This window comes from Microcoleus sp. S1D4 (assembly GCF_036700765.1).
Classification (GTDB): Bacteria; Cyanobacteriota; Cyanobacteriia; order Cyanobacteriales; family Microcoleaceae; genus Microcoleus.
Genome location: NZ_JAUBPP010000039.1, coordinates 1 through 23807, shown reverse-complemented (window position 1 = coordinate 23807; position 23807 = coordinate 1). Strand labels below are relative to the sequence as shown.

At 46.4% G+C, this 23807-nt stretch carries 22 protein-coding genes and 2 pseudogenes; 12 read left to right on the top strand and 12 right to left on the bottom strand.

Annotated features, from left to right (window positions below; all coding sequences use genetic code 11):
- Positions 1 to 70 precede the first annotated feature (70 nt).
- The 3 genes from QT998_RS26060 to rpsB form a co-directional block, all read right to left on the bottom strand.
- Positions 71 to 1078, bottom strand: a complete 1008-nt coding sequence (locus QT998_RS26060; protein ID WP_194070393.1) for a hypothetical protein — start codon at positions 1076 to 1078, stop codon at positions 71 to 73.
- Between the two features lie 329 nt (positions 1079 to 1407).
- Positions 1408 to 2067, bottom strand: coding sequence for a translation elongation factor Ts (gene tsf, locus QT998_RS26055; RefSeq protein ID WP_194070394.1), 660 nt, complete (start codon positions 2065 to 2067; stop codon positions 1408 to 1410).
- 384 nt (positions 2068 to 2451) lie between these two features.
- Positions 2452 to 3282, bottom strand: coding sequence for a 30S ribosomal protein S2 (gene rpsB, locus QT998_RS26050; RefSeq protein ID WP_333089269.1), 831 nt, complete (start codon positions 3280 to 3282; stop codon positions 2452 to 2454).
- Positions 3283 to 3732: 450 nt separating this feature from the next.
- Between rpsB and QT998_RS26045 the strand changes: the two genes are divergently transcribed.
- Positions 3733 to 5937 (top strand): cation:proton antiporter, encoded by a 2205-nt coding sequence (locus tag QT998_RS26045; RefSeq protein WP_333118657.1) that lies wholly within the window; start codon positions 3733 to 3735, stop codon positions 5935 to 5937.
- Positions 5938 to 6319: 382 nt separating this feature from the next.
- On the top strand, positions 6320 to 6823 hold the full coding sequence (locus QT998_RS26040) for a hypothetical protein (RefSeq protein WP_333089272.1): 504 nt from the start codon (positions 6320 to 6322) through the stop codon (positions 6821 to 6823).
- Positions 6824 to 6863: 40 nt separating this feature from the next.
- Here QT998_RS26040 and QT998_RS26035 read toward each other — a convergent pair whose 3' ends face one another.
- Positions 6864 to 8135, bottom strand: a complete 1272-nt coding sequence (locus tag QT998_RS26035) for an RNA-guided endonuclease InsQ/TnpB family protein (protein ID WP_333089274.1) — start codon at positions 8133 to 8135, stop codon at positions 6864 to 6866.
- 34 nt (positions 8136 to 8169) lie between these two features.
- On the opposite strand from QT998_RS26035, the pseudogene QT998_RS26030 reads away from it, so the two are divergent.
- The 4 genes and pseudogenes from QT998_RS26030 to QT998_RS26015 all read left to right on the top strand — a co-directional run.
- Positions 8170 to 8334: pseudogene (locus QT998_RS26030) on the top strand (IS200/IS605 family transposase); the annotation flags it as partial.
- Positions 8335 to 8434: 100 nt separating this feature from the next.
- On the top strand, positions 8435 to 8563 hold the full coding sequence (locus QT998_RS26025) for a hypothetical protein (RefSeq protein WP_333089276.1): 129 nt from the start codon (positions 8435 to 8437) through the stop codon (positions 8561 to 8563).
- Between the two features lie 126 nt (positions 8564 to 8689).
- The gene (locus QT998_RS26020) at positions 8690 to 9316 is read left to right on the top strand and encodes a DUF3038 domain-containing protein (RefSeq protein ID WP_333089278.1); all 627 of its coding nucleotides are present in this window, start codon (positions 8690 to 8692) and stop codon (positions 9314 to 9316) included.
- Positions 9317 to 9318: 2 nt separating this feature from the next.
- Complete coding sequence (locus tag QT998_RS26015; RefSeq protein WP_333089280.1) at positions 9319 to 10548, top strand: DUF4335 domain-containing protein; 1230 nt, start codon at positions 9319 to 9321, stop codon at positions 10546 to 10548.
- A 423-nt stretch (positions 10549 to 10971) separates the two neighbouring features.
- On the opposite strand, the gene QT998_RS26010 is transcribed toward QT998_RS26015, so the two are convergent.
- Positions 10972 to 13041 (bottom strand): abortive infection protein, encoded by a 2070-nt coding sequence (locus QT998_RS26010; RefSeq protein ID WP_333118660.1) that lies wholly within the window; start codon positions 13039 to 13041, stop codon positions 10972 to 10974.
- A 5-nt stretch (positions 13042 to 13046) separates the two neighbouring features.
- Positions 13047 to 13718, bottom strand: a complete 672-nt coding sequence (locus tag QT998_RS26005) for a hypothetical protein (RefSeq protein ID WP_194070402.1) — start codon at positions 13716 to 13718, stop codon at positions 13047 to 13049.
- A 371-nt stretch (positions 13719 to 14089) separates the two neighbouring features.
- On the opposite strand from QT998_RS26005, the gene QT998_RS26000 reads away from it, so the two are divergent.
- Positions 14090 to 15001 carry an OmpA family protein gene (locus QT998_RS26000; protein WP_333118662.1) on the top strand — a complete coding sequence of 304 codons (912 nt, stop codon included), beginning with the start codon at positions 14090 to 14092 and terminating at the stop codon, positions 14999 to 15001.
- A gap of 327 nt (positions 15002 to 15328) precedes the next feature.
- On the opposite strand, the gene QT998_RS25995 is transcribed toward QT998_RS26000, so the two are convergent.
- Positions 15329 to 16441 carry an AI-2E family transporter gene (locus QT998_RS25995; protein WP_333118663.1) on the bottom strand — a complete coding sequence of 371 codons (1113 nt, stop codon included), beginning with the start codon at positions 16439 to 16441 and terminating at the stop codon, positions 15329 to 15331.
- Positions 16442 to 16537: 96 nt separating this feature from the next.
- On the opposite strand from QT998_RS25995, the pseudogene QT998_RS25990 reads away from it, so the two are divergent.
- The 3 genes and pseudogenes from QT998_RS25990 (at position 16538) to QT998_RS25980 (ending at position 18236) form a co-directional block, all read left to right on the top strand.
- Positions 16538 to 16927 (top strand): annotated as a pseudogene (locus tag QT998_RS25990) (type II toxin-antitoxin system RelE/ParE family toxin).
- A complete protein-coding gene (locus tag QT998_RS25985) occupies positions 16920 to 17249 on the top strand; it encodes a helix-turn-helix domain-containing protein (RefSeq protein WP_333118664.1) in 330 nt (109 codons plus the stop codon). The pseudogene QT998_RS25990 and the gene QT998_RS25985 overlap by 8 nt, the downstream one beginning before the upstream one ends.
- Positions 17250 to 17282: 33 nt before the next feature.
- Positions 17283 to 18236 carry an alpha/beta fold hydrolase gene (locus QT998_RS25980; protein WP_333089289.1) on the top strand — a complete coding sequence of 318 codons (954 nt, stop codon included), beginning with the start codon at positions 17283 to 17285 and terminating at the stop codon, positions 18234 to 18236.
- Positions 18237 to 18307: 71 nt separating this feature from the next.
- Here QT998_RS25980 and cysS read toward each other — a convergent pair whose 3' ends face one another.
- From cysS to QT998_RS25955, 5 genes are all read right to left on the bottom strand, one after another.
- On the bottom strand, positions 18308 to 19789 hold the full coding sequence (gene cysS, locus QT998_RS25975; protein ID WP_333118665.1) for a cysteine--tRNA ligase: 1482 nt from the start codon (positions 19787 to 19789) through the stop codon (positions 18308 to 18310).
- 71 nt (positions 19790 to 19860) lie between these two features.
- Positions 19861 to 20436 (bottom strand): Uma2 family endonuclease, encoded by a 576-nt coding sequence (locus QT998_RS25970; protein ID WP_333118667.1) that lies wholly within the window; start codon positions 20434 to 20436, stop codon positions 19861 to 19863.
- A gap of 300 nt (positions 20437 to 20736) precedes the next feature.
- Entirely contained in the window at positions 20737 to 20961 is a 225-nt protein-coding gene (locus tag QT998_RS25965; RefSeq protein ID WP_333118669.1) for a hypothetical protein, read from the bottom strand.
- Positions 20949 to 21113, bottom strand: a complete 165-nt coding sequence (locus QT998_RS25960) for a hypothetical protein (protein WP_333118672.1) — start codon at positions 21111 to 21113, stop codon at positions 20949 to 20951. The genes QT998_RS25965 and QT998_RS25960 overlap by 13 nt, the downstream gene beginning before the upstream one ends.
- Before the next feature lie 96 nt (positions 21114 to 21209).
- Complete coding sequence (locus QT998_RS25955; RefSeq protein WP_333118674.1) at positions 21210 to 21422, bottom strand: hypothetical protein; 213 nt, start codon at positions 21420 to 21422, stop codon at positions 21210 to 21212.
- A gap of 173 nt (positions 21423 to 21595) precedes the next feature.
- Between QT998_RS25955 and QT998_RS25950 the strand changes: the two genes are divergently transcribed.
- Entirely contained in the window at positions 21596 to 21802 is a 207-nt protein-coding gene (locus QT998_RS25950) for a hypothetical protein (RefSeq protein ID WP_333089296.1), read from the top strand.
- Positions 21803 to 21905: 103 nt separating this feature from the next.
- The gene (locus QT998_RS25945) at positions 21906 to 23318 is read left to right on the top strand and encodes a DUF4912 domain-containing protein (RefSeq protein WP_333089298.1); all 1413 of its coding nucleotides are present in this window, start codon (positions 21906 to 21908) and stop codon (positions 23316 to 23318) included.
- Positions 23319 to 23807 lie beyond the last annotated feature (489 nt).

Below are 23807 nucleotides of genomic sequence, written 5' to 3'. Positions count from 1 at the left end.
TCCCAGACAACAACCAACTGCCAACAACCAACTGCCAACTGTCAACGGCCAACTGCCAACAACCAACTGACTAATCTTCAAACCAACTCGATCGCCAAGCCGACTCAGCCTCCACCACAGCAAGTTCCCGCTGCTTTTTCTGGTAATCCCGGCCTAGGGAGTTTAACTTCACAGAGAGGTTGCGAACTTGCTGGCGCCAAGCCGAAGTTCCCGCATCGGCAAACTCTATTTCTGACAACCGCAGTTTAATTGCTGTAATGTGCACGGCCATAGTAACCTGTGCTTGTGCTAAGTTTGGCGGTGCCGAAGAGCTATCGGCTTGAACGATTAAGTTTAATAAGTTAGGCGGCCCAGCAACGCTGTCGCCCGAAGCTTCAGCAGCATAAGCAGCTTCTAGAATAGGTTCTGGCAATTGATTGGGCAAGATTCCCGACTGTTGCAGCAAGCGGTTGGTGTCACGAGAAAGCAGTTTGAGAATCAGGACGATCGACTTTTCAATACTATTTTGCCAGCGCGCCAAACTTTCGGGAGAATTAGCATTTGGCACATGATAATTTGCCACTGAAAATAGATAGTTAATGGCTGAAAGTTGTTTCTTTTCCTCTTCCTCTTCCTCTTCCTCTTCCTCTTCCTCTTCCTCTTCCTCTTCTTCTTCCTCTTCCTCCTCTTCTTCCTCTTCCTCTTCCTCCTCTTCTTCCTCTTCCTCTTCTTCTTCCTCTTCCTCCTCTTCTTCCTCTTCCTCTTCCTCTTCTTCGTTTTTGTCGAAGTCCTCTTCCTCTTCCTCTTCCTCTGCCTCTGCTTCAGTCACTAGCGATCGCAATTTTTCCTCCGACGCAGCAGCCAAAAGCCTTACAGACTGCTGCATTTTTTGCCGCCCATCGAAGGACAACTTGAGAAACGACTCCGGCGCGGATTGAGTGCAAAGGTGATAGCAAGCCAAAATTAACTGCTGCCGCACCGCTTGTCCCAAGGAAGTTAAATAACTGTCGTATGTACTGCGAAACTCCACATTCAAGGCTGCTAAACTCTCTTCTAGTCCTGCCAAATCTTGCTCTATGCGTTCTCTTGCTCCCACCATATCTCCCGTATAAAATTAAAATAGGACGTCGTATAAAACTAAAAATTCCTAGGGTGTGTCGCCGTAAACAATCTCTAAATTCAATCGACAATATGAAGGCGACTACCTGACACTTCCGATCCGTGGAAACAAAGCCAACAATTGTTTTCTAGTACAATTTTCGATAAATTATCTTACGTGCGTCACTGTAAGATTGTCGATATTTGTTTTGTATTTTTTGAGGACGACGCACCCTACAACTACTTTAAACCCATTTTGTCATTAAAAATTAAAAATGTGAAAAGCTAATTTTCACATTTTTAATTTCAATTCCCAATCTTAATTGTGAATTACTGAGCACCCATTTGGGCTGCTACTTCATCGGCAAAGTTAGCTTCTACCTTCTCAATGCCTTCGCCTAACACAAAGCGCACGAAGCGGCGCACTTGGACATTTTCTCCGATTTGGGAGATGGTTTGTTTCACCAACTCTTCCACCGAGATATTTTGATCTCGAATAAAAGGCTGATCCATCAAACATAACTCTTTCATGCGCTTGTCAATCCGCCCTTGAACAATCTTTTCTTTGATATTGTCCGGCTTGTTGCCCAAGTCATCCTTGCCCATTTCTATTGCCTTTTCTCTTTCGACAATTTCGGCAGGAATATCTTCAAGGTTCACGTATTCCACATTCGGGCAAGCTGCAATTTGCATCGCAATATTGCGTACTAAACTTTGGAATTCTTCGCGGCGTGCCACAAAATCAGTTTCGCAGTTAACTTCCACCAGCACTCCCACGCGGCCGCCCGTGTGAATGTAGCTGCCTACGAGTCCTTCTGAGGCAACCCGTCCGGCTTTTTTGTCAGCCCCAGCCAGACCTTTTTTCCGCAACCACTCAATTGATGTTTCGATATCGCCTTCGTTTGCAATGAGGGCTTTTTTGCAGTCCATCATGCCAGCGCCAGTCTTGTCGCGCAATTCTTTAACAAGTTTTGCAGATATATCCGCCATCTTCCTTAAGTTCCCAATCAAAATTAGTTATTAGTCATTAGTCATTAGTCATTAGTCAGTAGGGGCGGTGGATGGTGCGTGTCCGCCCTCTTAGTTGTCATTAGTCATTAGTCATTAGTCATTAGTTACTAATCTTAATGTTAATGATTGGACAGGAGTGAAGAAATACCTAGTCGGCATTAGGGCGGACTTTGTACGTGTAGCACCCCAATTAATTTTGGTGCTAACACTAACACAATGAATGCTTTTGCCAGAACTCTACTAATGACTTAGACTCGTGCCATGTACAATTAAAAATCAAAAATATCAAACTAAAAATAATTATTATTTTTAATTTTCAATCTTTAATTTTTAATTGCCTGGTGTCAAATTCCGATCGCAATATTAGCTTTCGGTCTCTTCGCCCTCGGCCTCAGCGGCTTCGTCGGGGTCTACATAATTGGGGTCATCCAATTCTTCGATTTCGCCATCATATTCAGCGCCTTCGTAGCCACCTTCGTAGTCGTCGTCGTAGTCACCGTCGCCACCGGGCTGACCGTGACGACCTTCGTAAATGGCATCAGCCAACTTACCGACAATCAGCTTGATCGATCGAATAGCATCGTCATTTGCTGGAATCGCAATGTCAACCAAATCCGGGTCGCAATTGGTGTCCAACAGAGAGACGATGGGAATTCCCAACTTTTGGCATTCCAACACAGCATTATACTCGCGGCGTTGGTCTACCAGCACCACTCCGTCGGGAATCTTACGCATAGTTTTGATTCCGCCCAGATACTTCTGGAGTTTTGCCATTTCTCGGCGCAGCACCGAAGCTTCTTTTTTCGGCAACAAATCTAGGGCACCGATTTCCTCGCGGCGCTCCAAATCCTTGAGGCGCTCCACGCGGGACTTAATCGTTGTCCAGTTGGTGAGCATTCCCCCCAGCCAGCGCTGGTTGACGTAGTAAGCGCCGCAGCGTTGAGCTTCTTGCGCTACAATCCCGGCAGCTTGGCGCTTTGTACCCACGAACAAAAACTTTTTGCCTTTTTCTGAGGCCACTCTCATGTACTCGTAGGCATCTTCCATGAGCTGAGCGGTTTGCACGAGGTCGATGATGTGAACCCCGTTGCGCTCTGTAAAAATGTAGGGAGACATTTTCGGGTTCCACCGACGGGTTTGGTGTCCGAAGTGAACTCCTGACTCTAGCATTTGAGCCAAACTGACTACTGGCATTGTATTTTAAACTCCTGTATTCGGGTTAATCCTCCACCCGGTAGTATTTCTCAAGATTTGCACCTTGGAAACACCCGAAAACCCGGATGTGCGAACTTAAACAACTTGTCTAGTTTATCACAGGACACACCAGTTTTGCTGACAATCCGATCGCCATTTGGTTGGGTTATCCGTAGGGTGCGCGCCCCAGGGAGCCAGATGCGGCCTGGCTTGGTGCGTGGGGCGTACCCTACGGTTGCGAGTTACTCGCAAGCGCTGCTTACAAAAACAAAAAATCCATATAACAAGGTTGTCAAAGCCTTAGTTAGGTTGTGAGACAATGGCGTTGTTGGTGCGTGTCTTGCGCCTTCTTTAGTTCGATCGAGCTTTGAGCCATTTTGTTCAATCGGCAATTCTACCGGCTTTACGAGTTCCCTCTGGCACCGCAAAAATCCCAAAGCTAAAAACGCCATGCCCATCCCCATTCTCGTCTTGCTTGAAGTTCTAATTGTGATCGCACTTTCGAGACTTGTCGGTTTAGCATTTCGATCGATCAAACAACCTCAAGTCATTGGAGAAATTGTAGCAGGAATTATGCTCGGGCCTTCTCTGTTTGGCTTAGTTGCACCAGATTTAGCAACAGCACTTTTTCCAGCCGAAGCCGTTCCCTTCCTCAACGTGCTGTCTGAGGTAGGGCTGATATTTTTCATGTTCTTGATTGGTTTAGAACTGAACCCTAAGTATCTCAAAAACAATTTAGATGTAGCGATCTTAACTTCCCACGTCAGCATTTTAGTGCCGTTTTCCCTGGGAAGCATCCTAGCAATGCTGCTGTATCCGATTGTTTCAAATAATACCGTTTCATTTACAGCCTTTGCCCTGTTTTTGGGCGCTGCGATGTCAATTACTGCCTTTCCGGTGCTAGCCCGAATTATTACAGAACACAACTTGCAGAATACAAAATTGGGGACGCTGGCCCTGACTTGCGCTGCAGTAGATGATGTGACGGCGTGGTGTTTGTTAGCCGTGGCGATCGCAGTTACTCGAACTAATTCGATGCTGGGCGCTTTGCCGACCATTATTGAATCTTTAATTTACATTGGTTTCATGATGACTGTAGTCCGCTGGTTCTTGCAGCGGCTTTCCAAGCACTACAACCGCACGGGCAGATTAACGCAGTTAGTGCTGGCGGGAATTTACATGGGAGTTGTAGCTTCTGCCTTAATTACTGAATTGATCGGCATTCATTTAATCTTCGGTGCATTTTTGCTTGGTGCTGCAATGCCAAAAAATGCCGGACTCACCAGAGAATTAGCTGAAAAAACCGAAGATTTTGTCCTAATATTTCTGCTGCCCATCTTTTTTGCTTACAGCGGTTTGCGTACTCAAATCGGCCTGCTCAACAGTCCCGAATTGTGGCTGCTGTGCGCCGCAGTTTTGGGAGTAGCAATTATTGGAAAATATGTCGGCACTTATACGGCTGCTAGAGTCTGCGGTATTAGCAACCGCGAAGCTTCTGCGCTTGGTTGGATGATGAACACTCGCGGTTTGACTGAACTAATTGTATTGAATATCGGTCTTTCTCTGGGTGTGATTTCGCCGGTGCTATTTACAATGTTAGTTATTATGGCATTAGTCACAACTTTTATGACTTCGCCGCTGCTGGAGTGGACTTATCCCAAACGGTTAATTCGGTTAGATATTTCAGAATTTAGCTCTGAGGATTCAGAATTAGAAGATTTACCAATTGCTAGTAGCAGCGAAGAAACAGTTAACAACTTGCTGAAAACTTATCGAATTTTAGTACCAGTTGCTAATCCTAGCACGCAGAAAGGTTTGCTGCAACTAGCGGTAGGGCTGGCGCTGCCGGCTGCGGGTACGGGCGGTAACGATTTGCAGTCGGCGGCGGTTCATCCTCTGAGTTTGATCGAATTCAATGAGGATTATGCTTTTCAAAGTACGCCTGCGGAAGCCGATCGCATTATTCAAGAGCGCCGCTCAAAATTATCAGAATTAATTGATAGTTTGGAATTGCCGGAGGCGAGAAAATTCGTGCATCCGATCATTCGGGTTACTAAGGATGTGGCGCGGGAAACGGCGCAAATTGCGGAACTAGATCGCGCGGATTTGATTTTGGTAGGATGGCACAGGCCGACTTTTAGCAGCAACCGTTTGGGAGGGCGTGTCGGTCAAATTCTCAGCAGCGCTAAGGTGGATGTAGCAATTTTTGTTGACAGAGGCCGGGAACGGTTGAATAATTTGTTAGTGCCTTACGCTGCAAATATTCACGATGATTTGGGCTTAGAATTGGCGCTGAGACTGTTAGTTAATAGCGAGGAACGCCGTTTGACGGTGCTGCGGGTGGGGGTAAACGGGTTCGAGGGAAACGAGCTGAGTTACGAGTTTCAGCGAGTGATGGAACAGTTGCCTATTGAGGTGCGATCGCGCATTGAAACTCCGATTGTGGAGGCTGCCGATCCAATTCAAGCGGTGATTGCGGCTTCTGCTAATGCTGATTTGACTATTGCAGGTACGAGCCGGGAGTGGGGAATTGAGCGCCAAACCTTGGGACAGTATACTGATGAATTGGCGGTACAGTGTCATTCTTCGCTGCTGATTGCGCGGTGCTACGTTAAAGCGCGATCGCACTTGGCTTCGGTACTTCCTCGAAGGTAGTCAGTTGGCAGTTGGTAGTTGGCAGTTGTTGGTGGTTAGTTGTTAGCTTTTAATATCAACTTCTTAATGCCTAATGTTTAATGCCAACTGTCAACCGTCAACAACCAACTGCTAACAACTAAGTGGCAAAAACCAACAACCAACAACCAACAACCAACTGTCAACTGCCAACTGCAAAAAAAACAACTGTCAACTGTCAACTGCCAGCATCCAACTGTCAACTGCCAAAAACCAAAAACCAAAAACCAACTGTCAACTACCAATAACCAACTACCAACTACCAATAACCAACAACTAACCACTAACAACTGTCAACTGTCAACTGCCAACTGCCAACTGCCAACTGCTAACTGCCAACTGCCAACTGCCAACAACCAAAATTATGCCTCATTTTAATGTCAAAATGTTATCATTTTATGGTATTTCCCTCGCCATTGTTGCCGTGCTGTTTAAAGTAGTAACTGCTTACGGCGAAACAAATTTAAAGGCTCCTCCGGCACTTGCGGGAAGTTATCGCTTCGATGCTAACAGTTTGCCGGAATGTCTGAAATCTGATGCTTTGGTATTGACAATCGAGCAATCTGGTGTTTATTTGAACGGTAATTTGCGAGGTAGCAGCGAGGCCGATCGCAAAAAAACAGCAGAGGAGAAACCTTCTTTAGGTGGTAAGTGGGAAACTCAAGGATTGAGCTTGTCGGGTGTGGTTCCTAATTTAGAAGGTTGCAGGGATTCCAGTGCGATCGCTCAAAACAGTTCTGTTAAACTGCGAGGAATTTTGGAGGGAGACACCCTTAAGGGAAAAATTAGTTTGAGGGATGGGGCGGCGGCTACTGATTTTACGGCTCAAAGAGAAGCGGTGGCGAAATCGCAGAAGCAGGAACATTGATCGATCGCAATGGGGAATCGAGAAGTGACAACTCTCACCGTTAAGTCGGAGTACCGACTATAACGGGAGCTTCCAATTTCACAATCAGAAATTGCTGCATCGACGGCTGGGCATCCCCTAAGCCTCCACAGCCAGGAAGCGGTAGTCCAACTGCCCCAAGTCCACGAGCTAATAATACAAGTGCTGAGTTCCAATCTCTGTCAATGGTTAAACGACAACTAGGACACTCATGCACTCTATCTTTCAGGGTCTTTTCAACTCTCGTACCGCAACTAGAACACTCAATACTACTGCCACGAGCCGACACTTCTACTGTTTGCTTGCCGCGTTTAACCGCCACTGCTTGCAGAATTTGTAGGAACGCGCCCCAGGCACAATCTAGGATTGATTTCGCTAATCTGGTACGGGCTAAGCCTTTGATATTAAGATTTTCAAATGAAATTAAATCATAAGTTTGGCACAGCCAATGTGCGACGTGATAATGAAACTCTTTGCGGCATCTAGCCACCTTCAAATGTAATAGTGCAATTCTATTTTTCTGTTTCTCCCAATTTTTAGAACCTTTTTCTTGACGCGCTAATTTGCGTTGCGCGCTGGCTAATCTATTTTGTGATGAACGATAAAACCGAGGAACTGCTACGGCTTGTCCCTGTGCGGTAGTCAGAAATTTTTCGCAGCCCACATCAATTGCCGTGACCGACTTAATTTCTTCTACTGGTAACGGCGACGGTACTGTAGAATCCTGCAGGGAAATACAACAATACCAACCATCTGCCTTGCGAATAATCGTACAAGTCTTGAGAATAAAACCATTAGGGATAGGGCGGTGCATCACAACTGGCATCTCACCTATCTTTGATAGCTTCAATACTCCATTACTTAGATACGCTCCTGCCTTAGAACAATTGATTCGTGGATAGACAAATGAGCGTAACTCTCCAGCTTTTTTAAACCGAGGTCGTCCGCCACGCTTGCCTGATTTATCTGGAATTAACCAGCGTTCCCAAGCATGAAGCAGTCTCTGCAAGTTAACTTGTTGAGACTCTGCCCAAATTTTCTTGTATTCGGGGTAAATGAGCTTCGTTTCTTTAAGTGCTGATTGCTGGGTGTAATAATCTACTTTTTCTGGAATATCTCCTATCGGTTCGCTCCGACAGCTACATCGGTCTATTTGACAACGGGTACGCCGCAGCCAATCTAGACGTTGACCTAGCGCATAATTCCAGTGCCGTCTTAGTAACTCCAAGGTATAGAGCATAACGGCTTCCTGTTCGGCACTAGGCTTGATTCTGTAGCAATAGGTGAGTATCATGAGATTTATTATACACTTACCGTCTGCATGACACAAAACTGTTTCTAGTAGGCTACTGAGAAAAGAGTTTGCAGTAGAATTAAAACAAGTCTATACTAAACCTGTTTTCTGGACGGGTTCGTATTTTGTGACTAGCTGTGGCGGTATGACAATTGAGCAGTTAAGAAAGTATGTTGAGCAACAAACAACCCCAGAATAATGACGTTTCGCTATCGCTCAGTTTTTTGTTGGTAGGCATTCCCCACCCGTTAAACGGAGTACCGTTATAACGGGCGACCCCTGCCGACATTAAGTTGGAAATGGTCAAGTTCGATCGTCCACCGTCGGTTTCTCCCCCAGCTTCGCCGGGAAATCACAAAGCTTTAAGGGATCGGCTGGGGAAACGGGCGGCGTTCGATCGAACTCCCGGCACCGTTTCTCGCCCGTGACGGTCGGTTGCTGCTAGATTTAAAAGACACATAAAAGTGATTGATAAAAATAAAGTATCCGAGAGGAGTCTTTGATTGAGAATTTGTCATGCCAGAGACCTCGGATAACCGTATAGTTTGTTTGGAATGGATGTTCCCGTGATCTTAATGCCGTCAGAAACTTTGCTTACCGAGTCAAACCCGTTGATTTTAGACAGTTTGCCAGACTTGTCGCCGAACGATGGCGGATGTCCCCGTCGGGCTAGATTGCAAATTGATTTGATGTTGCTGGCGATCGAAGCCTTGTATCTCGGAGGGGCGGAAGAAATGCTGGCAGTGTCAAAAGACCTGGAATTGGAGTCAATTATCAAAAATCGGGTTGCCTTTTGGATGATGCGGAATACTAACCCGCTGAGACGCTATACCCAGCGCCGATCCCTGACAGTGGTGGAGGCAAAAGCGCTGGTGGCGATCGCCTGTAATATGGCGCGCAAGTTAACCGCGACAATTCGCCAGTTGCTGCTAGATTCGCAGCAGTTGCGATCGAGAAATCTCCCCCTCAGCGAGAACTTGCAGCTTGCCGATTATTTAGAACGCTTTCGAGCTCATTTTCGATCGCGCATGAACCCGAAGCGATCGCTAGTTGCAGCTTACAATTCCGACGAGAAGCTCAACGAACTCGCTTTAAACTTGTTGAGCAAACTGCTATTTTGTACGGGGACGGCCGGAATGCAGCGCTTCTGGGTTAGCTTGTTTGATGGAGAAGTGGAATAAAAATGACTATTAGGCGTCAGTACAGTCTGCCGAATTGCACCCTGGTTCTGGAAGGGTTGAGCGACGGATCGGTATCTAGCCAGTTAGATACACGGCCAGTGCTTTCTATACTAATGAGCGCTGAATGTTATGTGACAGGCATCGGCGAACCCCTCAGCGGGGGACGGGAGTTTTTTGAAAGCTTGGTGAGGGCTGTCAGCAGCTACGCCCAAGAATTTATGAGTGGAGTGCATTATCCCGATCGCTACGGCCCGAATTTGAGTACGGTGCAGTTGCACAGAATAGACGAGAATTCGCACCGTTTGACCGTTCTACCAGCCGAAACAGGCAGCGCTACCCAAATCGATCAAAAAACAGAACTGTCGGCAAAATTAGATTTGACGACGGTACAGCTATTTGACTTAGTGGAGGCGATCGATCAATTTTTTGCCGACACCCAGACGCTGCCAGAATTGTCTCTGCAATTAACCCCAATTTCCAAGCGTTATATCAAGTCCGCCGAACCTTTGGCGAAGCGGAGTTTGCCTGCGGTGGTGGGGATATCGAGTTTGGCTTTGGCGGCGATGGCCTTTTTCTTGGTGCCGGTGCCGCAACTCCAGCGTCCGAGAGATCCGGTGCGACAGCCAAATCCTGCAGGGCAGAATCAGGGAACGCCGAATCCGGGCGGATCGGCTTCGCCAAATCCTACTCCCAGGCCTGCTGACGGTTTGCTACCTGGGGAGAGGACTCCGAATGCTGAACCGAGTTCGCCGACTCCGAGCTCCACCCCGCAATCGGAGGCTTCACCGAGTACCACCCCGCAGTCGGAGGCTTCGCCCAGTACCACCCCGCAATCGGAGGCTTCACCGAGTACCACCCCGCAGTTGGAAGCTTCGCCCCAAAGCACGCCCAGTCCTGTTTCTGAAGCTTTGCCAAGTCCTGATGTTGCAGCCGGGCCGATTACCGATCCGGCAGAAATCGAGCTGTTGAAGGGCAAACTTTCCCAGCAAATTGACGGAGTTTTGAAAACTAAGCCTGCGGTGGATGCGGAGTTGGTTTATCGGGTGAGTGTGGCTAAGGATGGGGCGATTGTCGGTTATAAGTCGGAGAATCCCGCAGCAGTCGATCGATCCGAAGCGCCGTTATCGGAGTTGCTTTACAAACCGATTGGCAGCAGGCCACCAGCAGAACCCCTAGCTGATTTCCGAGTAGTTATTGCACCGGGCGGCACTGTTGCAGTCACTCCTTGGTAATGGTTGATTGTTAACGGTTGACTGTTGACTGTTAACGGTTGACTGTTGACTGTTGACTGTTAACGATTGACTCCAAACACTTAAAATTGCGCCTATCTGAGGGTGGCAACTTGTCAGAATCATTCATGAATTGCCCCCTAGTTTATGATCCCAACGCAACCGGAAACGATGTAATATCAAATCGCGTAGCATCGGAATGATTCAGATATATATTCTCGGACTCTGTGTACTCTGTGTACTCTGCGGTTAAATCATTCCGATCCAAACGGAAACGATATAACATCACACTACAAACCAATTCCTCAACTCTTAGCCTGCGGAGGCAGACTTCGTTTTTGTAGAAGCGATTTCAATCGCCGAATCATCTTCGTTTGACTTTCTGGCGGTTTCAACCGCCGTCTTTTTCTTATATTATAATTTGACTCAAAGTTCTGTCGGCGCACGAGGCTTAATATCTGGATCGAATCCCCCAACTTGATTGGTGCGAATTATCCACAAAAAGGATCCTTGTTTTAAGAGAATTTTGGCGATTTCATCTTGAGTACGTCTGGGAAGCATTGTTCGGTAACTAATAACAGCTTTTAGCAGGTTCGTGATCCCAGAAAAAAAGCTTTTTTTCTGTTCCGAATCAATCCCTACCAATCTCGTATTTTTGCGCCAATCTAGACGGACAATACCGAGGGGAATTAATACTTTTCCTAAACTCTCTCCCAAAACTACTAACTGATGAAATCTTTCGGTTTGTGCGTGGGTAGGATTTGTTTTTAGCCAGTCTTGAATTTGAGAATTTGACTCGACTTCGGCAGTGATTTTTTTAATAGTAGCGTAAATTGCTTGACTGGAATCTTGGACGCAAGAAGTTGCTGGCGTGACTAAAGTTGCGCCGGTGCCGTCTCCGCTGCGGTAGCGCGCCATCATGATATCTAGTTGCTGGTTTAATTCGGTTAAAGGCGACAAGATGATGCCGTCAAAATCGTAGTCGTAACACACGCAGTCTAATTTACAAATGATATCGCAAACCGGGCGATCGCCCAACCAGCCACGCTGCAAGTCTCCCATATAACTTTGCCACTTACTCGAACCGGCGACAATTCCATCGGGATTGTGGGCGTATACTTGTTTGTATTCTATGTCAAAACGCAGTTCGTCGGTAAATCCATCGCGCACTACTTTTGCGATTCCGAAAGCAAAATGTCCGGTGACAATTCCCAGCGGTGCAGATTCGCCTTTTTTGCCGCCAATACCCCCAAAACTGTGAATCACGATACCGATATCTCCTTCTTTCCAAGGGGAGACTAAAGTGTTTTCGGCTACCTCATTTGGCATTAACAATACTCTTTTTGCTTGTCCTTTTTGAGCCGCTGTATTTGACCAGTTTTCGTCTTTTAAATAAGCGAGAGATTTGTTCAGTCCAAAATATGTTTCATCTGGTATTAACTGAGCAATTTTGCGCGGTTCAATTGCTTGGACTACAAAAATACTGTCTTCGTCTCTTTCGCCGTAAATATACCAGCCATCTGGATTTAATGGCGATTGTTCAATCAGGTGATTGGTAGACCTCGCTATACCATTTTTGTCTGGTTGTACTTGGGGAATCCGAATAATTTCGGCTGCGCCGTCAAATTGTTGGGATGTTTTGTTGAAATGCCGGACAATAAATTTGTTGTTATCGGGTTTTTGGCGCTGTAAAATTGAAACTAAGGCGCACAAACGTCCGATAATTTGTACCGGTTCGCGATCGATAATTAGTTCCTGCTGGCCGCTGCTGTGGTCGATCGCAATCACCGGCCTCCGCAGCATCACAGTCACGCTGTCTTCGAGTCTGCTACCCGCCAAAGTTTCCAAAGGGCCGACATTTCGCCAGCCGTTCAACCTATCTGGATGGATGTTACCAGATTTTTGACTTTTTTTCGTTTGTTTTGTGAAGTTGATATCTTGACTGACTGCGTGGACAAAAAACTGAACTTGGCGGTTGGCGATCCACTTCAAAAAGACTGTTTTGCCAATAAAATTTTGATATTTTTTGGGGGCATTTATTACTTCCAAAAATACTGTATCTTTGGGCGGGCGCTGTTCCTTTGAGGGCAAAATTAAGCGCCCTTGCCAAAGAGCGATCGGCTTGTACAGACGGGCAACTGCTGCTGAATTTTTGTAAATTATTGCCGGTTCAATCTCTTCTAAGATATCGTTTTCTGCTACAGAAATCACAAAATTTCTGTCAGTTTTTACGAACACGGGTTCTAAAAAAACTTTTTCAGGATCTGCAATGTTAGCGGTTGAATTGTTAGCCTTTTTTGGGAACAGCGGTAGATTGAAATGGCGGTTTTTTTCCAATTTCGCCTGGAACCAATTGAGGAAAACTCGAATAAAAATAAAAGCGGTTAAACCAAAAACGACAGCTAAGGCTATCAGCCCCAGAGTCAAAATGAATTGGTCTAAAAATTGACCGGAAAGTAAAATAATTGTGGGCCAGATCGAAGAAGATGCTGCCATAGTATCTAAAAACGAGTTTTAGGTTCGATCCAGTCGGCGCTGGCTTGAGTGCCGAAAACTAGGGGTTTGTCTTCGCTGACAGCTACTGTTTGACCGGTCATATCTACTGCACAAAGAGGCCAATGTCGATCGCCCAAATGACCGGCGCGGAACAGAACTTGTCCGGGGCAAACTTGACTCCAACCCAACAGTACAGCATGAGTGTAAAGACTGCGAGCGGGAGCAACAGTATAAGTGTAATTATCATTTTTATCCCAAATGACCGCGTAGTCGGACATATCGGAAGAGTTGAACAGCGCTTCAAATTCGCGGGCGAGAAGGCGGGAACCCTCTTGATTCCAAGCAACAGGTACTAAAATCGCGATCGTCCCGGACATATCGGTGTCATCGCTAGCATACATTCCGCTTTCCGCCAGCGGCGAAGCAGCCGCCACTGTTTGCAATTCCCCGGTTTTGAGATTTTCCACAAACATAACGCTGCTAACCCTACACTGGGCTAATTCCGGCTGTACTTGCAACTCAATTCGACTGTAAGCCGCGTATTGGCCGTTAGTTGAAACTAGCGAAGGGCTGCGATAGTAGCGGAGGCTGGTGCCGCCAGTAGAGCTCAGTTTGGCATGAGTGGCGTTAATCCATTCCCAAGGAATCGGATAGGCGCTATTTAAAGGGTCAGTCATCGTTTTTTTTCCAAAAATTATACAGCATTATCCAACAGAATTCAGGCTTACGCGCCGGGGTACTAGAAACCCGGTTTCTCGCAAGGATGCTGCGCCACTAAACCCCAAATTAGGAGAAACCGGGTTTCTGTTTTAGGTGTTAGATTTGTCTTCCCATCTAAAATATACAATTTCCCATCGGTGCCGGGAAGTAGAAACCTGGTTTCTGGCAAGGATGCTGCGCCGCTAAACCCCAAGTTTGGAGGAACCGGGTTTCTTTTTGAGATAGTATAATTTTCGTCAAATCTCAAATCTAAAAATGGAAAATCTCAAATCTGATAGGTAAGATAGTATCGAAATTAACCTGGTACCTGCACCGAGAGGGAGGCAATATGACGCGATCTTTTAACCAAAAACCTTCAATCCCCCCGACTCGCGTTTCCAAGTCGCGGGGAAAAGGTTTGTTTTTGCTGTCGCTGATTTTTCGACTGCTGCTGCTGGGGGTAGGTAGCGGTTTTGCCTGGGTTTTGGGGATGACGATCGCCCAAATTTACCCTTCTAACAGCGTCCAGATGCCGATCGCCGAGAGATTGCTGCGCCTAACTCAAAATTTGACCCCCAGCCCGCAACGCGCACCAGCAAGGCAAATTCCGGCGCTTCCGGCACCAACCGCTACACCCAGTCCCCAGTCAAAAGTCAATCCTGCCTTGAGAGAAAAATTGCAAGGAGATTTGAGACAGTTGCAGGGCGAACTCAACGCACTGATTGGCCGCACGGCGGCTTTGGAGAGTCAGTTGGGTAGCAGCCGCCCGACGGAAACTTTGGAAAAGCGGTTGCAGTTGATGTCGCGGGAATTGGCTGCGCCGGAAGCGGCGGCTGGCCCTACTCCTGTTTTACCCGCAAGCAGCAGCCAGAGTCTGAACCCTAAAACTGTGAATAATTCGGTGTTTGGAAGGGATGGGCTGATGGTAACTCTGCCCAGCGATGTTTTGTTTGACACTGGCAGTATTTCTTTGCGCGCGGGCACGAGTGCGATTTTGGACAATTTGGTGGCGGATTTAGGCAGTTACCAGGGTGCAACGGTGCGGGTAGCCGGCCACACTGACGACGGGGGGGAAGTGGTGGAAAATCGCAATGTGTCGTTGGCGCGGGCTCAGGCTGTGGTGCAGTATTTGTCTGGCGCGATCGATCGCAATTATCATTGGGTGGCGATCGGCTACGGGGAAAGTCGCCCTTTGGTAGACAATAGTTCTGATATCAACCGGCAGCGCAACCGCCGCATTGAAGTGGCAATTAGTCCTTAGTTGTTAGTTGTTAGTTGTTAGTTGTTAGTTATTAGTTGTTGGTTGTTGGTTGTTGATAGTACACTGATTTATCAGTATTTGATTGATAGTTCAACCGCAGATTTAAGTGGTAGGGTGCGTCGCTATCAAAAATCCCTGAATTTGACAAACAATACCCTAGCGACGCACCGGACAATCATTGAGGAAATAAGCACAATTTTTGGGTAATAAGATTTGCACTCGTGAATGCTATAAGGTGCGGATATGTGAGATTTTTGATATTTCGTTAAGAATTTTTGAGGCGACGCACCTTACGAGTATGTTCCGCGATCTAGCCATAACCTGCTGTCACGTAAAAGGTGTTATAGGCGGTAAGTCAGAATTATGTTTAGCCTGATTTATTGCCTCTCGATGTTCCCCTCTAAGCTTCGGTTTTAAATACAAGTTTTCCACCAAAGCCGCCACTCCCGCAAACCAAGGTGGCACAATTATTGCGCCGATAATTCCCAATAATTGCACGCCTCCGAGGACGGATAGCAATTGATACAATGGATGCACGCCAACCGAGGAACCAACCAGCAAAGGATCGAGCACGTAAGTTTCCAAGTTTTGGATAATTACAAATAACAGCAATACCCACAAAACTAGCCAGCCACCTTTAGCTAAGGCTACAATTAATGCGGGGACTGCTCCCAATACTGGGCCGATGAAGGGAATCAGGTTGGTAACACCTGCGATCGCACCCAAGCCTAAAGCAAATTCCGGCATTCCTAAAACGCTCAAACCTGTGGTAATAAATATCCCTAAAATCCCCGAAACTAACACTCTTCCCCGAATATAACTCCCCATTTTTTGACCGATGGGAGTTGCTTGGGCGGCTAATTTTTCATCCCAAGGTTTGGGGAAAAACTGCACTAAGCTTTTAATTAATGTGTTGCTATCGGCAACCATGTAACCTGAAATAAATAATGCTAAAATTAAGCTGAAAACACCTCCTAAAATGCCTCTAGTTAAACTGTACGATCGCAAAATTAGTTGTTGGCTAGATCGAATCAGCCAATTCGTCAGCGATTGAGTATCCACCAACTGACCCACCAGCGCCGGGGCATCGTCGGTGAGGCGACTCAATAGATTAGTTGCTAAGGTTTCCAGACTTTTAACATAAACTGGTAGCAGTCGCACCAGTAACTGGATTTGCTCGATGATTGTCGGGCCGATTAACACTACCGCCCCGCTAAATCCGCCGATCAGAGTTAAATAAACCAGAATCACCGCCAGCCAGCGGGGAAGGCGCATGGTTTCGGCCCAATTGACGATCGGGACGATCGAAGCGGCGAGCACGACTGATATCATCAGAATTACTAGCAGGCTCCGCAATTGCCACAGTAGCACTAGCAGCAAGGACGATGCTACAATTAGCAGCAAGTTAGGTATAGAAATTGTAATCCGCTGTTCTGACATGATTATTCTGACAAAATTGAGTAATGATATTGTTGTCGAGCGTATCACTCTCTATTTTATGATAAACAATATGATATAAATAATATAATTAAGATTATGAATTCGCTATTAAAACCCGTTGAATGGAGCGGCAGTTCCCGTGACGACTTGCGCGAGTTTTCTGAAGATGTCCAGCAAATTATGGGTTTTGCTTTGTACCGCGCTCAACTGGGTAAAAAGCATCCTGATGCTAAACCGCTTAAAGGATTTAAAGGTGCTGGCGTTATAGAAATTGTTGAAAATTTTGATGGAGACACTTACCGAGCGGTATAGACCGTAAAATTTGAAGGAAGAGTCTATGTTCTTCATGCTTTTCAAAAAAAATCAAAGCAGGGAATGGCTACCCCCAAGCAAGATATAGATTTGATTGAATCTCGACTTAAGCGTGCCAAAGAACACTACAAAAAATATTTAGAACAGCAAGAATTGGAGGAACAAAATGACTGAAGAAATCAAAGTGCATTCCAGTAGTGGAAATGTTTTTGCTGATTTAGGGCTAGCCAATCCAGAGGAATTACTGATTAAGGCAGAACTAGCTCATCAGATTAGTGAATTAATTTCGGAACGCCAACTAACCCAGAACCAAGCAGCAAAGCTATTAGGAATTGATCGACCTACACTCTCAGCATTGATGCGCGGTAAATTATTAGATTTCTCTACGGAACGCCTATTTCGTTTTCTCAACGCACTCGGCAGCAACGTAGAGATTCGGATTGTCCACTCGCCACCAAATGTTCAAGCTAAAACTCACATTGTCGTTGCATCATAAGTAAACAAACAAGTAAAAAATTAAACGGTTAATATGCAATCACCACCTTCAAATCAAGATTTGTCCGCCATTTCGTCTATTAAATCACCAACGCTATTTTACGAATGGCAAAATTATCGCTGTGCTTACGATGTTTACAACCCAAATACTGCGGTCGAAAATAGCATCCCTTTGTTATTGATTCATCCCATAGGAGTTGGATTGTCAAGAGTATTTTGGCAGAGATTTTGCGAAAATTGGTACAAATCGGGCAACACAAATCCGATTTATAACCCCGATCTTTTGGGGTGCGGAGATTGCGAAATGCCTGCTGTGGCTTGCTATCCTGACGATTGGGCGGCCCAGTTGCAGTTTTTCTTGGAGACTGTAGTAAAAAAACCTGCGATCGTACTCGTGCAAGGTGCTTTACTGTGTGTAGCCTTGGAATTAGCAAAAATTCAGCAGGAAAGCGGCTCAAATTTAATTCGCGGGTTAGTCCTCGCCGGGCCTCCAGCTTGGGCGGTGATGAACAAACATTCGACAGAGAGACAGCAAAGAATTGTCTGGAATTTGTTAGATTCTCCCTTGGGAAACGCTTTTTACCGCTACGCCAGACGCGCTGAATTTTTGCGATCTTTTTCTGCAAAACAATTGTTTGGCGATGCGGCAAAAGTTGACAGCGAATGGTTGGAGGCTTTGCAGGCTGGGGCGGCAAATCCTGACAGCCGTCACGCGGTTTTCTCGTTTTTAGCGGGGTTTTGGCGCCAGGATTATAGTAGCACGATTCAAAAGTTCGATCGCCCCGTACTCGTTGTCATGGGAGAAAAAGCCTCAAGCATCAGTCAATCGGGTAAAGAAGAAAAACCAGAGGAAAGACTAGCGCAATATTTGGCTAACTTTCCCAACGCAGAGGGTTTATTAATGCCGGGGCGCAACGTTTTACCCTACGAATCCACCCCAGAATTTGTCGGCGCGGTTGCCGAATTTGTGAACAAGTTAAATCAATAAAAATTCATTCCTTCGTAGTGAGGAATTCAGTCCGTCCCAGAGGAATGAATTACTCACTACAAACCAGTTTTTTAACCCCGGTGCCAAATAGTTGTACCATCCTTTTGGTCAATCAAAGTAATCCCATTATCCTTAAGTTCATTGCGAAGGCGATCGCCCTCAGCGAAATTCTTAGCTATCCGCGCATCTTTCCGCCGCTGAATCATCACCTCAATCTCCCCATCACTCAAACCGCCAACCGCATCATCGCTGTCAGCTTCCGGCTGAACTTCCAACCCCAAAACCCCCGCCAAACTCACCAAAGTTAGCCACTTTTGCTGCAACAATTCCGGCGAAGTGTCAGTTTTGCCTTGATGCACTAAAACATTACCTTCCTTGCCCAATTCCTTAGCCAATTCAAACAAAACAGTCAAAGCAGCCGGAGTATTGAAATCATTATCCATCGCGGCTTGAAACTGCTGCACAGCATTGGTATCTTGTCCGGTTTTTTCAACATCCCAACTCAGTTTATCGGCATATCGGAACCCAAAAAGCAAGCCTTCGGCGATCGTATTCCAGCCATTTCTAGCAGATGCGATCGCCTCTTCAGTAAAATCAATCTGACTGCGATACTGCGCCATAAACACAAACAGCCTCACCGCCATCGGTTCCACCGCTTTTGCATTGTCGCTATCGCCCGACCAATTCCCCTCCAACAAATCGCGAATTGTAATAAAATTGTGCAAAGATTTCGACATCTTTTTGCCATTGACAGTCACAAAAGCATTGTGCATCCAATAATTAGCCAGAGACTTACCACTCGCGGCTTCAGATTGAGCAATTTCGTTTTCGTGGTGCGGAAAAATTAAATCGGAACCGCCGCAGTGAATATCAATAGTTTCGCCAAAACAATCGCGCACCATCGCCGAACATTCAATGTGCCATCCGGGGCGACCTTTTCCCCAAGATGAATCCCAAGCAGGTTCTCCCGGTTTAGCGCTTTTCCACAGGGCAAAATCAGAGGAATCTTGCTTTTTTTGAGCTTCTCTTTCTGCGGTTTCCAATCTTCCGCTAGCCCCGGCCTGCATTTCTTCCAACTTGCGGCCGGAAAGTTTTCCGTAATCGGAAAACTTTTTAACGCTGTAGTAAACGTCGCCGCTGGAAGCGTAGGCAAAGCCTTTGTTTTCTAACTCGTGAATCAGCCGTTTTATGCCGTCCATTGATTGTGTGGCGCGGGGATATTCATCAGCCCTGAGAATATTTAGTTTGTCCATATCAACAAAATATTCGTCGATGAAGCGTTCGGCTACGGCTTCCATTGTGGAATTTGTCTCGCGTGCGCGCGCGAGAATTTTGTCGTCAATATCGGTAAAATTCTGAACGTAGCGGACATCATATCCCCGCCACATCAGATATCGGCGCACCATATCCCAAACAATGTAAGCGCGGGCGTGGCCGACGTGGCAGTAATCGTATACCGTAACGCCACAGCAATACATCCGCACTTTTGGGGGTTCGAGGGGTTCAAAAGGTGATTCGCGACGGGTTAAGCTGTTGTAAAGCGTTAGGGGCATGGGATTTGAGATTTGGGATTGACGTACTGCTCTAATTTATTATATTGCTGTTGGTGAATCTTTCGGTGTCACTACCAAACATCTGTTAAATCTAAGACAAATCCTGGTAACACATCTTCCCCTGACAAAGTGCTGGGATTATCTAATATTTCCACATCCTGATTTTGTCTGTATATTTCGACTTTCTTATTTTTGCGATCGATTAACCATCCCAAAATGGCTCCATTTACCATGTATTCGCGCATTTTTTCCCGCAATGGTTCCATGTTGTCAGATTTAGATCGCAATTCTACAACAAAGTCTGGACAAAGGGGAGCGAAACCTTCTTGTTGTTTGGGTGTGAGAGTTTGCCACCGTTCTAATTTAACCCAGGAAGCGTCTGGGGAGCGATCGGCACCATTGGGCAGTTTAAAACCGCTGGAAGAGTCAAATACTACTCCCAGATTGGTTTGGCGGTTCCACAGCCAGAGTTGTCCTGACATATCTTGGTTTCGTTTACCTGTGTCGCTTCCTGTCGGGGGCATAACAATTAATTCTCCTGTAGCAGTTCTCTCTAGCCTTAAGTCACGGTTGACGGCAGCAATTTCCTGGAACTGTTCGTGAGTTACTTTGAAGGTTTGGGGAATGGTAATGGTGGTTTTGAGCATACTGTGCGTTCTCGCGATCGGCTATTACCTATTCTATTGTGTCACAAAAGCTTGCAAGTTTATATCGGCTTTTTTAAGTAACCTTGTACTAATTATACAAAGCTTTGCTATTTCTTCGCTATCAAATAGCGTTGCCTGAAGTCCAGCGACATATCTATTCTCAGAACTTACCCACTCCGCTTGAAGAAACCAGGTTTTTATGAATTTCTGCGTGTTTTGACGAAGTTTTCCAGGGAAAAACCTAGTTGCTGACTACCCGTGCGTAAATCCCAAGCGATCGATAATTTTTCAATCTAGCAGTTATGCTGGAACGATCGCCTTTTGAAGATTGATAATATTTACCTCGGAATTTAAGATATAAAACCATTCCCTCGGAATGATAGTTTGATTCAGTATTCTGAGATGATGGCTCAACTCTTCAATAGAGAATGTTTCTACATAAGTAACAGTTTTTGTATCGCAGGGTTTGAGGCGATCGTTTTCTCCAATGTAGCGACCCTCACCAACATAGCCTAAATTTGACAAAGTTCTTCTACTTCGGGTTCGATGATGGGCATACTTAAGTCGTCATCTGGGTAATCGACAAAAATAGCAATTTTACCTGTTGCCGGAACTTCTAGTTCTGGAGAAGTCCAACCCTGTTTATAGTCCCAAACAATTGTACCTTTAGTCTTCATCTTCGCCTCCAGGGAAAATACACTGCCAAACGATCCCCTATATCATGCAATTATTAACAGATTTTTCATACATTATAGAGATTAGTAAATTCACCTTCAAGACATTTTGAGTCCTGGACGCATCAAAACTAAAGAAACTGGGTTTTTCCGATTTTTGTGGGCTGTGACGAAATGTTCTGGAAAAAAACCCGGTTTCTGGCCACCCGATCGCCCCATCCACCCACCCTCCAAACCCATCAAAAGCCTCCTATCGCCCATTATCATCAAATCCTGACATTCGCGCCAACACCGAGCCCCCAAATCTCCCATATATCAAGATTCCCTGACATATTGATCCCCAAACACACGAGAATGCGTATAAGTACCCATGATTGAGGCAAAAGACCCCTTGACCCGATCGCGAATTGTCTGCAACATTGAGTCATGACAAAGCGATCCCAAAGAAATGCTTCAGTTAAGCAGCTATGGGAGTCAAATAGCGCGTGTGCTGGCAGCACAGCGTTGCTAGCAGCACCGATCGCACTCGCAAAATCGATCTTGTCAATCAAGAATCGACAGATAAAGCTTTATTGAGACCGGACGGTGCGCGCGGAAGCCAAAAAGTCACAAATCCCGATCGCAATTTGGGACAAGGCAAGCTAAACACAAGCAAGGCTTCAAAGGTTGGAGAGATGAGGAAGCTCGATTAAATTTGCATTTATAAAGAGTTTCTAACTCAAAAAATCAACACATTATTCAAGTGTTGAAACAAAAAATCTAACCCGCAATCGCAAATTAGAGGAGAACAAACTCATGGCAAAAGAACGCCCACCATTAGAAGAGATGACTTTGCGACAACTCCGCAGAGTCGCTAGCGAATGTGGAGTATCTCGCTACAGCCGGATGCGGAAATCGCAACTCCTGGCATCAATTCAAGAAATTCAGCGCAACAAATTTTCATACAGTCCATCTCGCAAACTAGAGGCACAAGAAGCAGTGGAAGCAGCAAAGTTTGAACTCGGTCAAGAAGACAGAACAGGCGGTTCCTTGTCGTCTGTCGATGAAGGTTTAGCAGATTTGCCCAACGGCTACGGCGAAAGTCGGGTGGTTTTGATGCCGCGCGATCCAGAATGGGCTTACACCTACTGGGATATCTCGAACGATCGCAAACAAGAATTGCGCCGCCAAGGCGGACAGCAACTCGCCCTGCGGATCTACGACGTGACAGATGTTAACCTCGAAATCCAAAGCCCGCACAGCATTCAAGAATATCCCTGCGACGAACTGGCGCGGGAATGGTACGTACCGATCCCCCTTAGCGATCGCGATTATGCGATCGACATCGGCTACCGCTGTGCAGACGGTCGTTGGTTGATCTTAGCGCGATCGGCCGAAGTCCGCGTTCCCCCAATCTATCCCAGCGATTGGATAGAAGACCAATTCATCACCCTCGACTGGGAAGAAGACTTGTCCGGTAAAACCTTCGCCGAACTGGTTCCGCCTGCCAAAAAAATCGCACAAGCAAGCAACGGTAACAGTTTCAACAACACCCGTAACGGCATCTACCAAGAAATCTTCGGCATGGCAGAATCGGCAGAATCGATGCGCGTAGCTGGTTCCATGTTCGGTTCCATGCCGCACGTCGCCGGTTCGGTTCAGCAAGTAGGCATCCACGAACAAGCTTTGAGTTCCTACGTGTTCCCCTCCGGTGTCGGAATGTGGGCAGCCCCCGCCATGTCCGGGCTCACCATGTCCGGTGCGGGTATGTCCGGTGCAGGTATGTCCGGGCTCACCATGTCCGGTGCGGGTATGTCCGGTGTCGGTATGTCGGGACGCACCATGTCCGGTGTCGGTATGTCCGGTGTCGGTATGTCCGGGCTCACCATGTCCGGTATGGGTATGTCCGGTGTCGGTATGTCGGGAGTTGGCTTCGCCGCCCCGATGCGCCCCCGCCAGTTCTGGTTAGTTGCTGACGCAGAACTGATCGTCTACGGTGCCACCGAACCCGACGCTACAGTTTACGTAGGCGGACAGCCGATTAAACTCAATGCTGACGGCACTTTCCGCTTCCAGATGTCTTTCCAAGATGGCTTAATCGACTATCCGATTTTTGCAGTAGCAGCAGACGGCGAACAAAACCGCGCCATCCACATGAAATTCAACCGCGAAACCCCAGAACGGCACACCAACACCAAGCAAGATGCTGTTGTGGAATGGTTGGGCTAACAGTAAAGGTCGATCGCGAGGCGTACAGGCGCGCAGGTTTGTGCCAATTTTTTAACCATCACAAGGCCTCCCCGCAGCCGATCGCGATTTGTTAGGGTTAATCCCAGACAACAACCCATAACACCCCCTATGCACCGTTCTCCTGTTTTGAGGAGCGGTGTTTTTTGTTATTGGTTATTGGTTATTAGTTATTAGTTATTGGTTATTAGTTATTAGTTATTGGTTATTGGTTATTGGTTATTGGTTATTGGTTATTGGTTATTCGTTATTGGTTATTGGTTACTTGCTACGAATTCCCAATTTCCCATTCTCAATTCCCAATAACAACTAACAGCTAACAGTTAACAGCTAACAGTCAACAGTCAACAGTCAACAGTCAACAGTCATGAGGAGTGAGGAGTGCAACCGGAATTGATAAGCTGAGACGCAGCTAGATTGTATAATATAAAAAAATAAGCAATCATTAGTTATAGTGTATGCCAGCCAAAA

What these genes read in the sequence shown, in the direction of transcription:
- QT998_RS26060 (WP_194070393.1), bottom strand. Translation starts at nt 1,078, where the DNA reads ATGGTGGGAGCAAGAGAACGCATAGAGCAAGATTTGGCAGGACTAGAA.
- tsf (WP_194070394.1), bottom strand. Translation starts at nt 2,067, where the DNA reads ATGGCGGATATATCTGCAAAACTTGTTAAAGAATTGCGCGACAAGACT.
- rpsB (WP_333089269.1), bottom strand. Translation starts at nt 3,282, where the DNA reads ATGCCAGTAGTCAGTTTGGCTCAAATGCTAGAGTCAGGAGTTCACTTC.
- QT998_RS26045 (WP_333118657.1), top strand. Translation starts at nt 3,733, where the DNA reads ATGCCCATCCCCATTCTCGTCTTGCTTGAAGTTCTAATTGTGATCGCA.
- QT998_RS26040 (WP_333089272.1), top strand. Translation starts at nt 6,320, where the DNA reads ATGCCTCATTTTAATGTCAAAATGTTATCATTTTATGGTATTTCCCTC.
- QT998_RS26035 (WP_333089274.1), bottom strand. Translation starts at nt 8,135, where the DNA reads ATGATACTCACCTATTGCTACAGAATCAAGCCTAGTGCCGAACAGGAA.
- QT998_RS26025 (WP_333089276.1), top strand. Translation starts at nt 8,435, where the DNA reads ATGGTCAAGTTCGATCGTCCACCGTCGGTTTCTCCCCCAGCTTCGCCG.
- QT998_RS26020 (WP_333089278.1), top strand. Translation starts at nt 8,690, where the DNA reads ATGGATGTTCCCGTGATCTTAATGCCGTCAGAAACTTTGCTTACCGAG.
- QT998_RS26015 (WP_333089280.1), top strand. Translation starts at nt 9,319, where the DNA reads ATGACTATTAGGCGTCAGTACAGTCTGCCGAATTGCACCCTGGTTCTG.
- QT998_RS26010 (WP_333118660.1), bottom strand. Translation starts at nt 13,041, where the DNA reads ATGGCAGCATCTTCTTCGATCTGGCCCACAATTATTTTACTTTCCGGT.
- QT998_RS26005 (WP_194070402.1), bottom strand. Translation starts at nt 13,718, where the DNA reads ATGACTGACCCTTTAAATAGCGCCTATCCGATTCCTTGGGAATGGATT.
- QT998_RS26000 (WP_333118662.1), top strand. Translation starts at nt 14,090, where the DNA reads ATGACGCGATCTTTTAACCAAAAACCTTCAATCCCCCCGACTCGCGTT.
- QT998_RS25995 (WP_333118663.1), bottom strand. Translation starts at nt 16,441, where the DNA reads ATGTCAGAACAGCGGATTACAATTTCTATACCTAACTTGCTGCTAATT.
- QT998_RS25985 (WP_333118664.1), top strand. Translation starts at nt 16,920, where the DNA reads ATGACTGAAGAAATCAAAGTGCATTCCAGTAGTGGAAATGTTTTTGCT.
- QT998_RS25980 (WP_333089289.1), top strand. Translation starts at nt 17,283, where the DNA reads ATGCAATCACCACCTTCAAATCAAGATTTGTCCGCCATTTCGTCTATT.
- cysS (WP_333118665.1), bottom strand. Translation starts at nt 19,789, where the DNA reads ATGCCCCTAACGCTTTACAACAGCTTAACCCGTCGCGAATCACCTTTT.
- QT998_RS25970 (WP_333118667.1), bottom strand. Translation starts at nt 20,436, where the DNA reads ATGCTCAAAACCACCATTACCATTCCCCAAACCTTCAAAGTAACTCAC.
- QT998_RS25960 (WP_333118672.1), bottom strand. Translation starts at nt 21,113, where the DNA reads ATGAAGACTAAAGGTACAATTGTTTGGGACTATAAACAGGGTTGGACT.
- QT998_RS25955 (WP_333118674.1), bottom strand. Translation starts at nt 21,422, where the DNA reads ATGGGAGATTTGGGGGCTCGGTGTTGGCGCGAATGTCAGGATTTGATG.
- QT998_RS25945 (WP_333089298.1), top strand. Translation starts at nt 21,906, where the DNA reads ATGGCAAAAGAACGCCCACCATTAGAAGAGATGACTTTGCGACAACTC.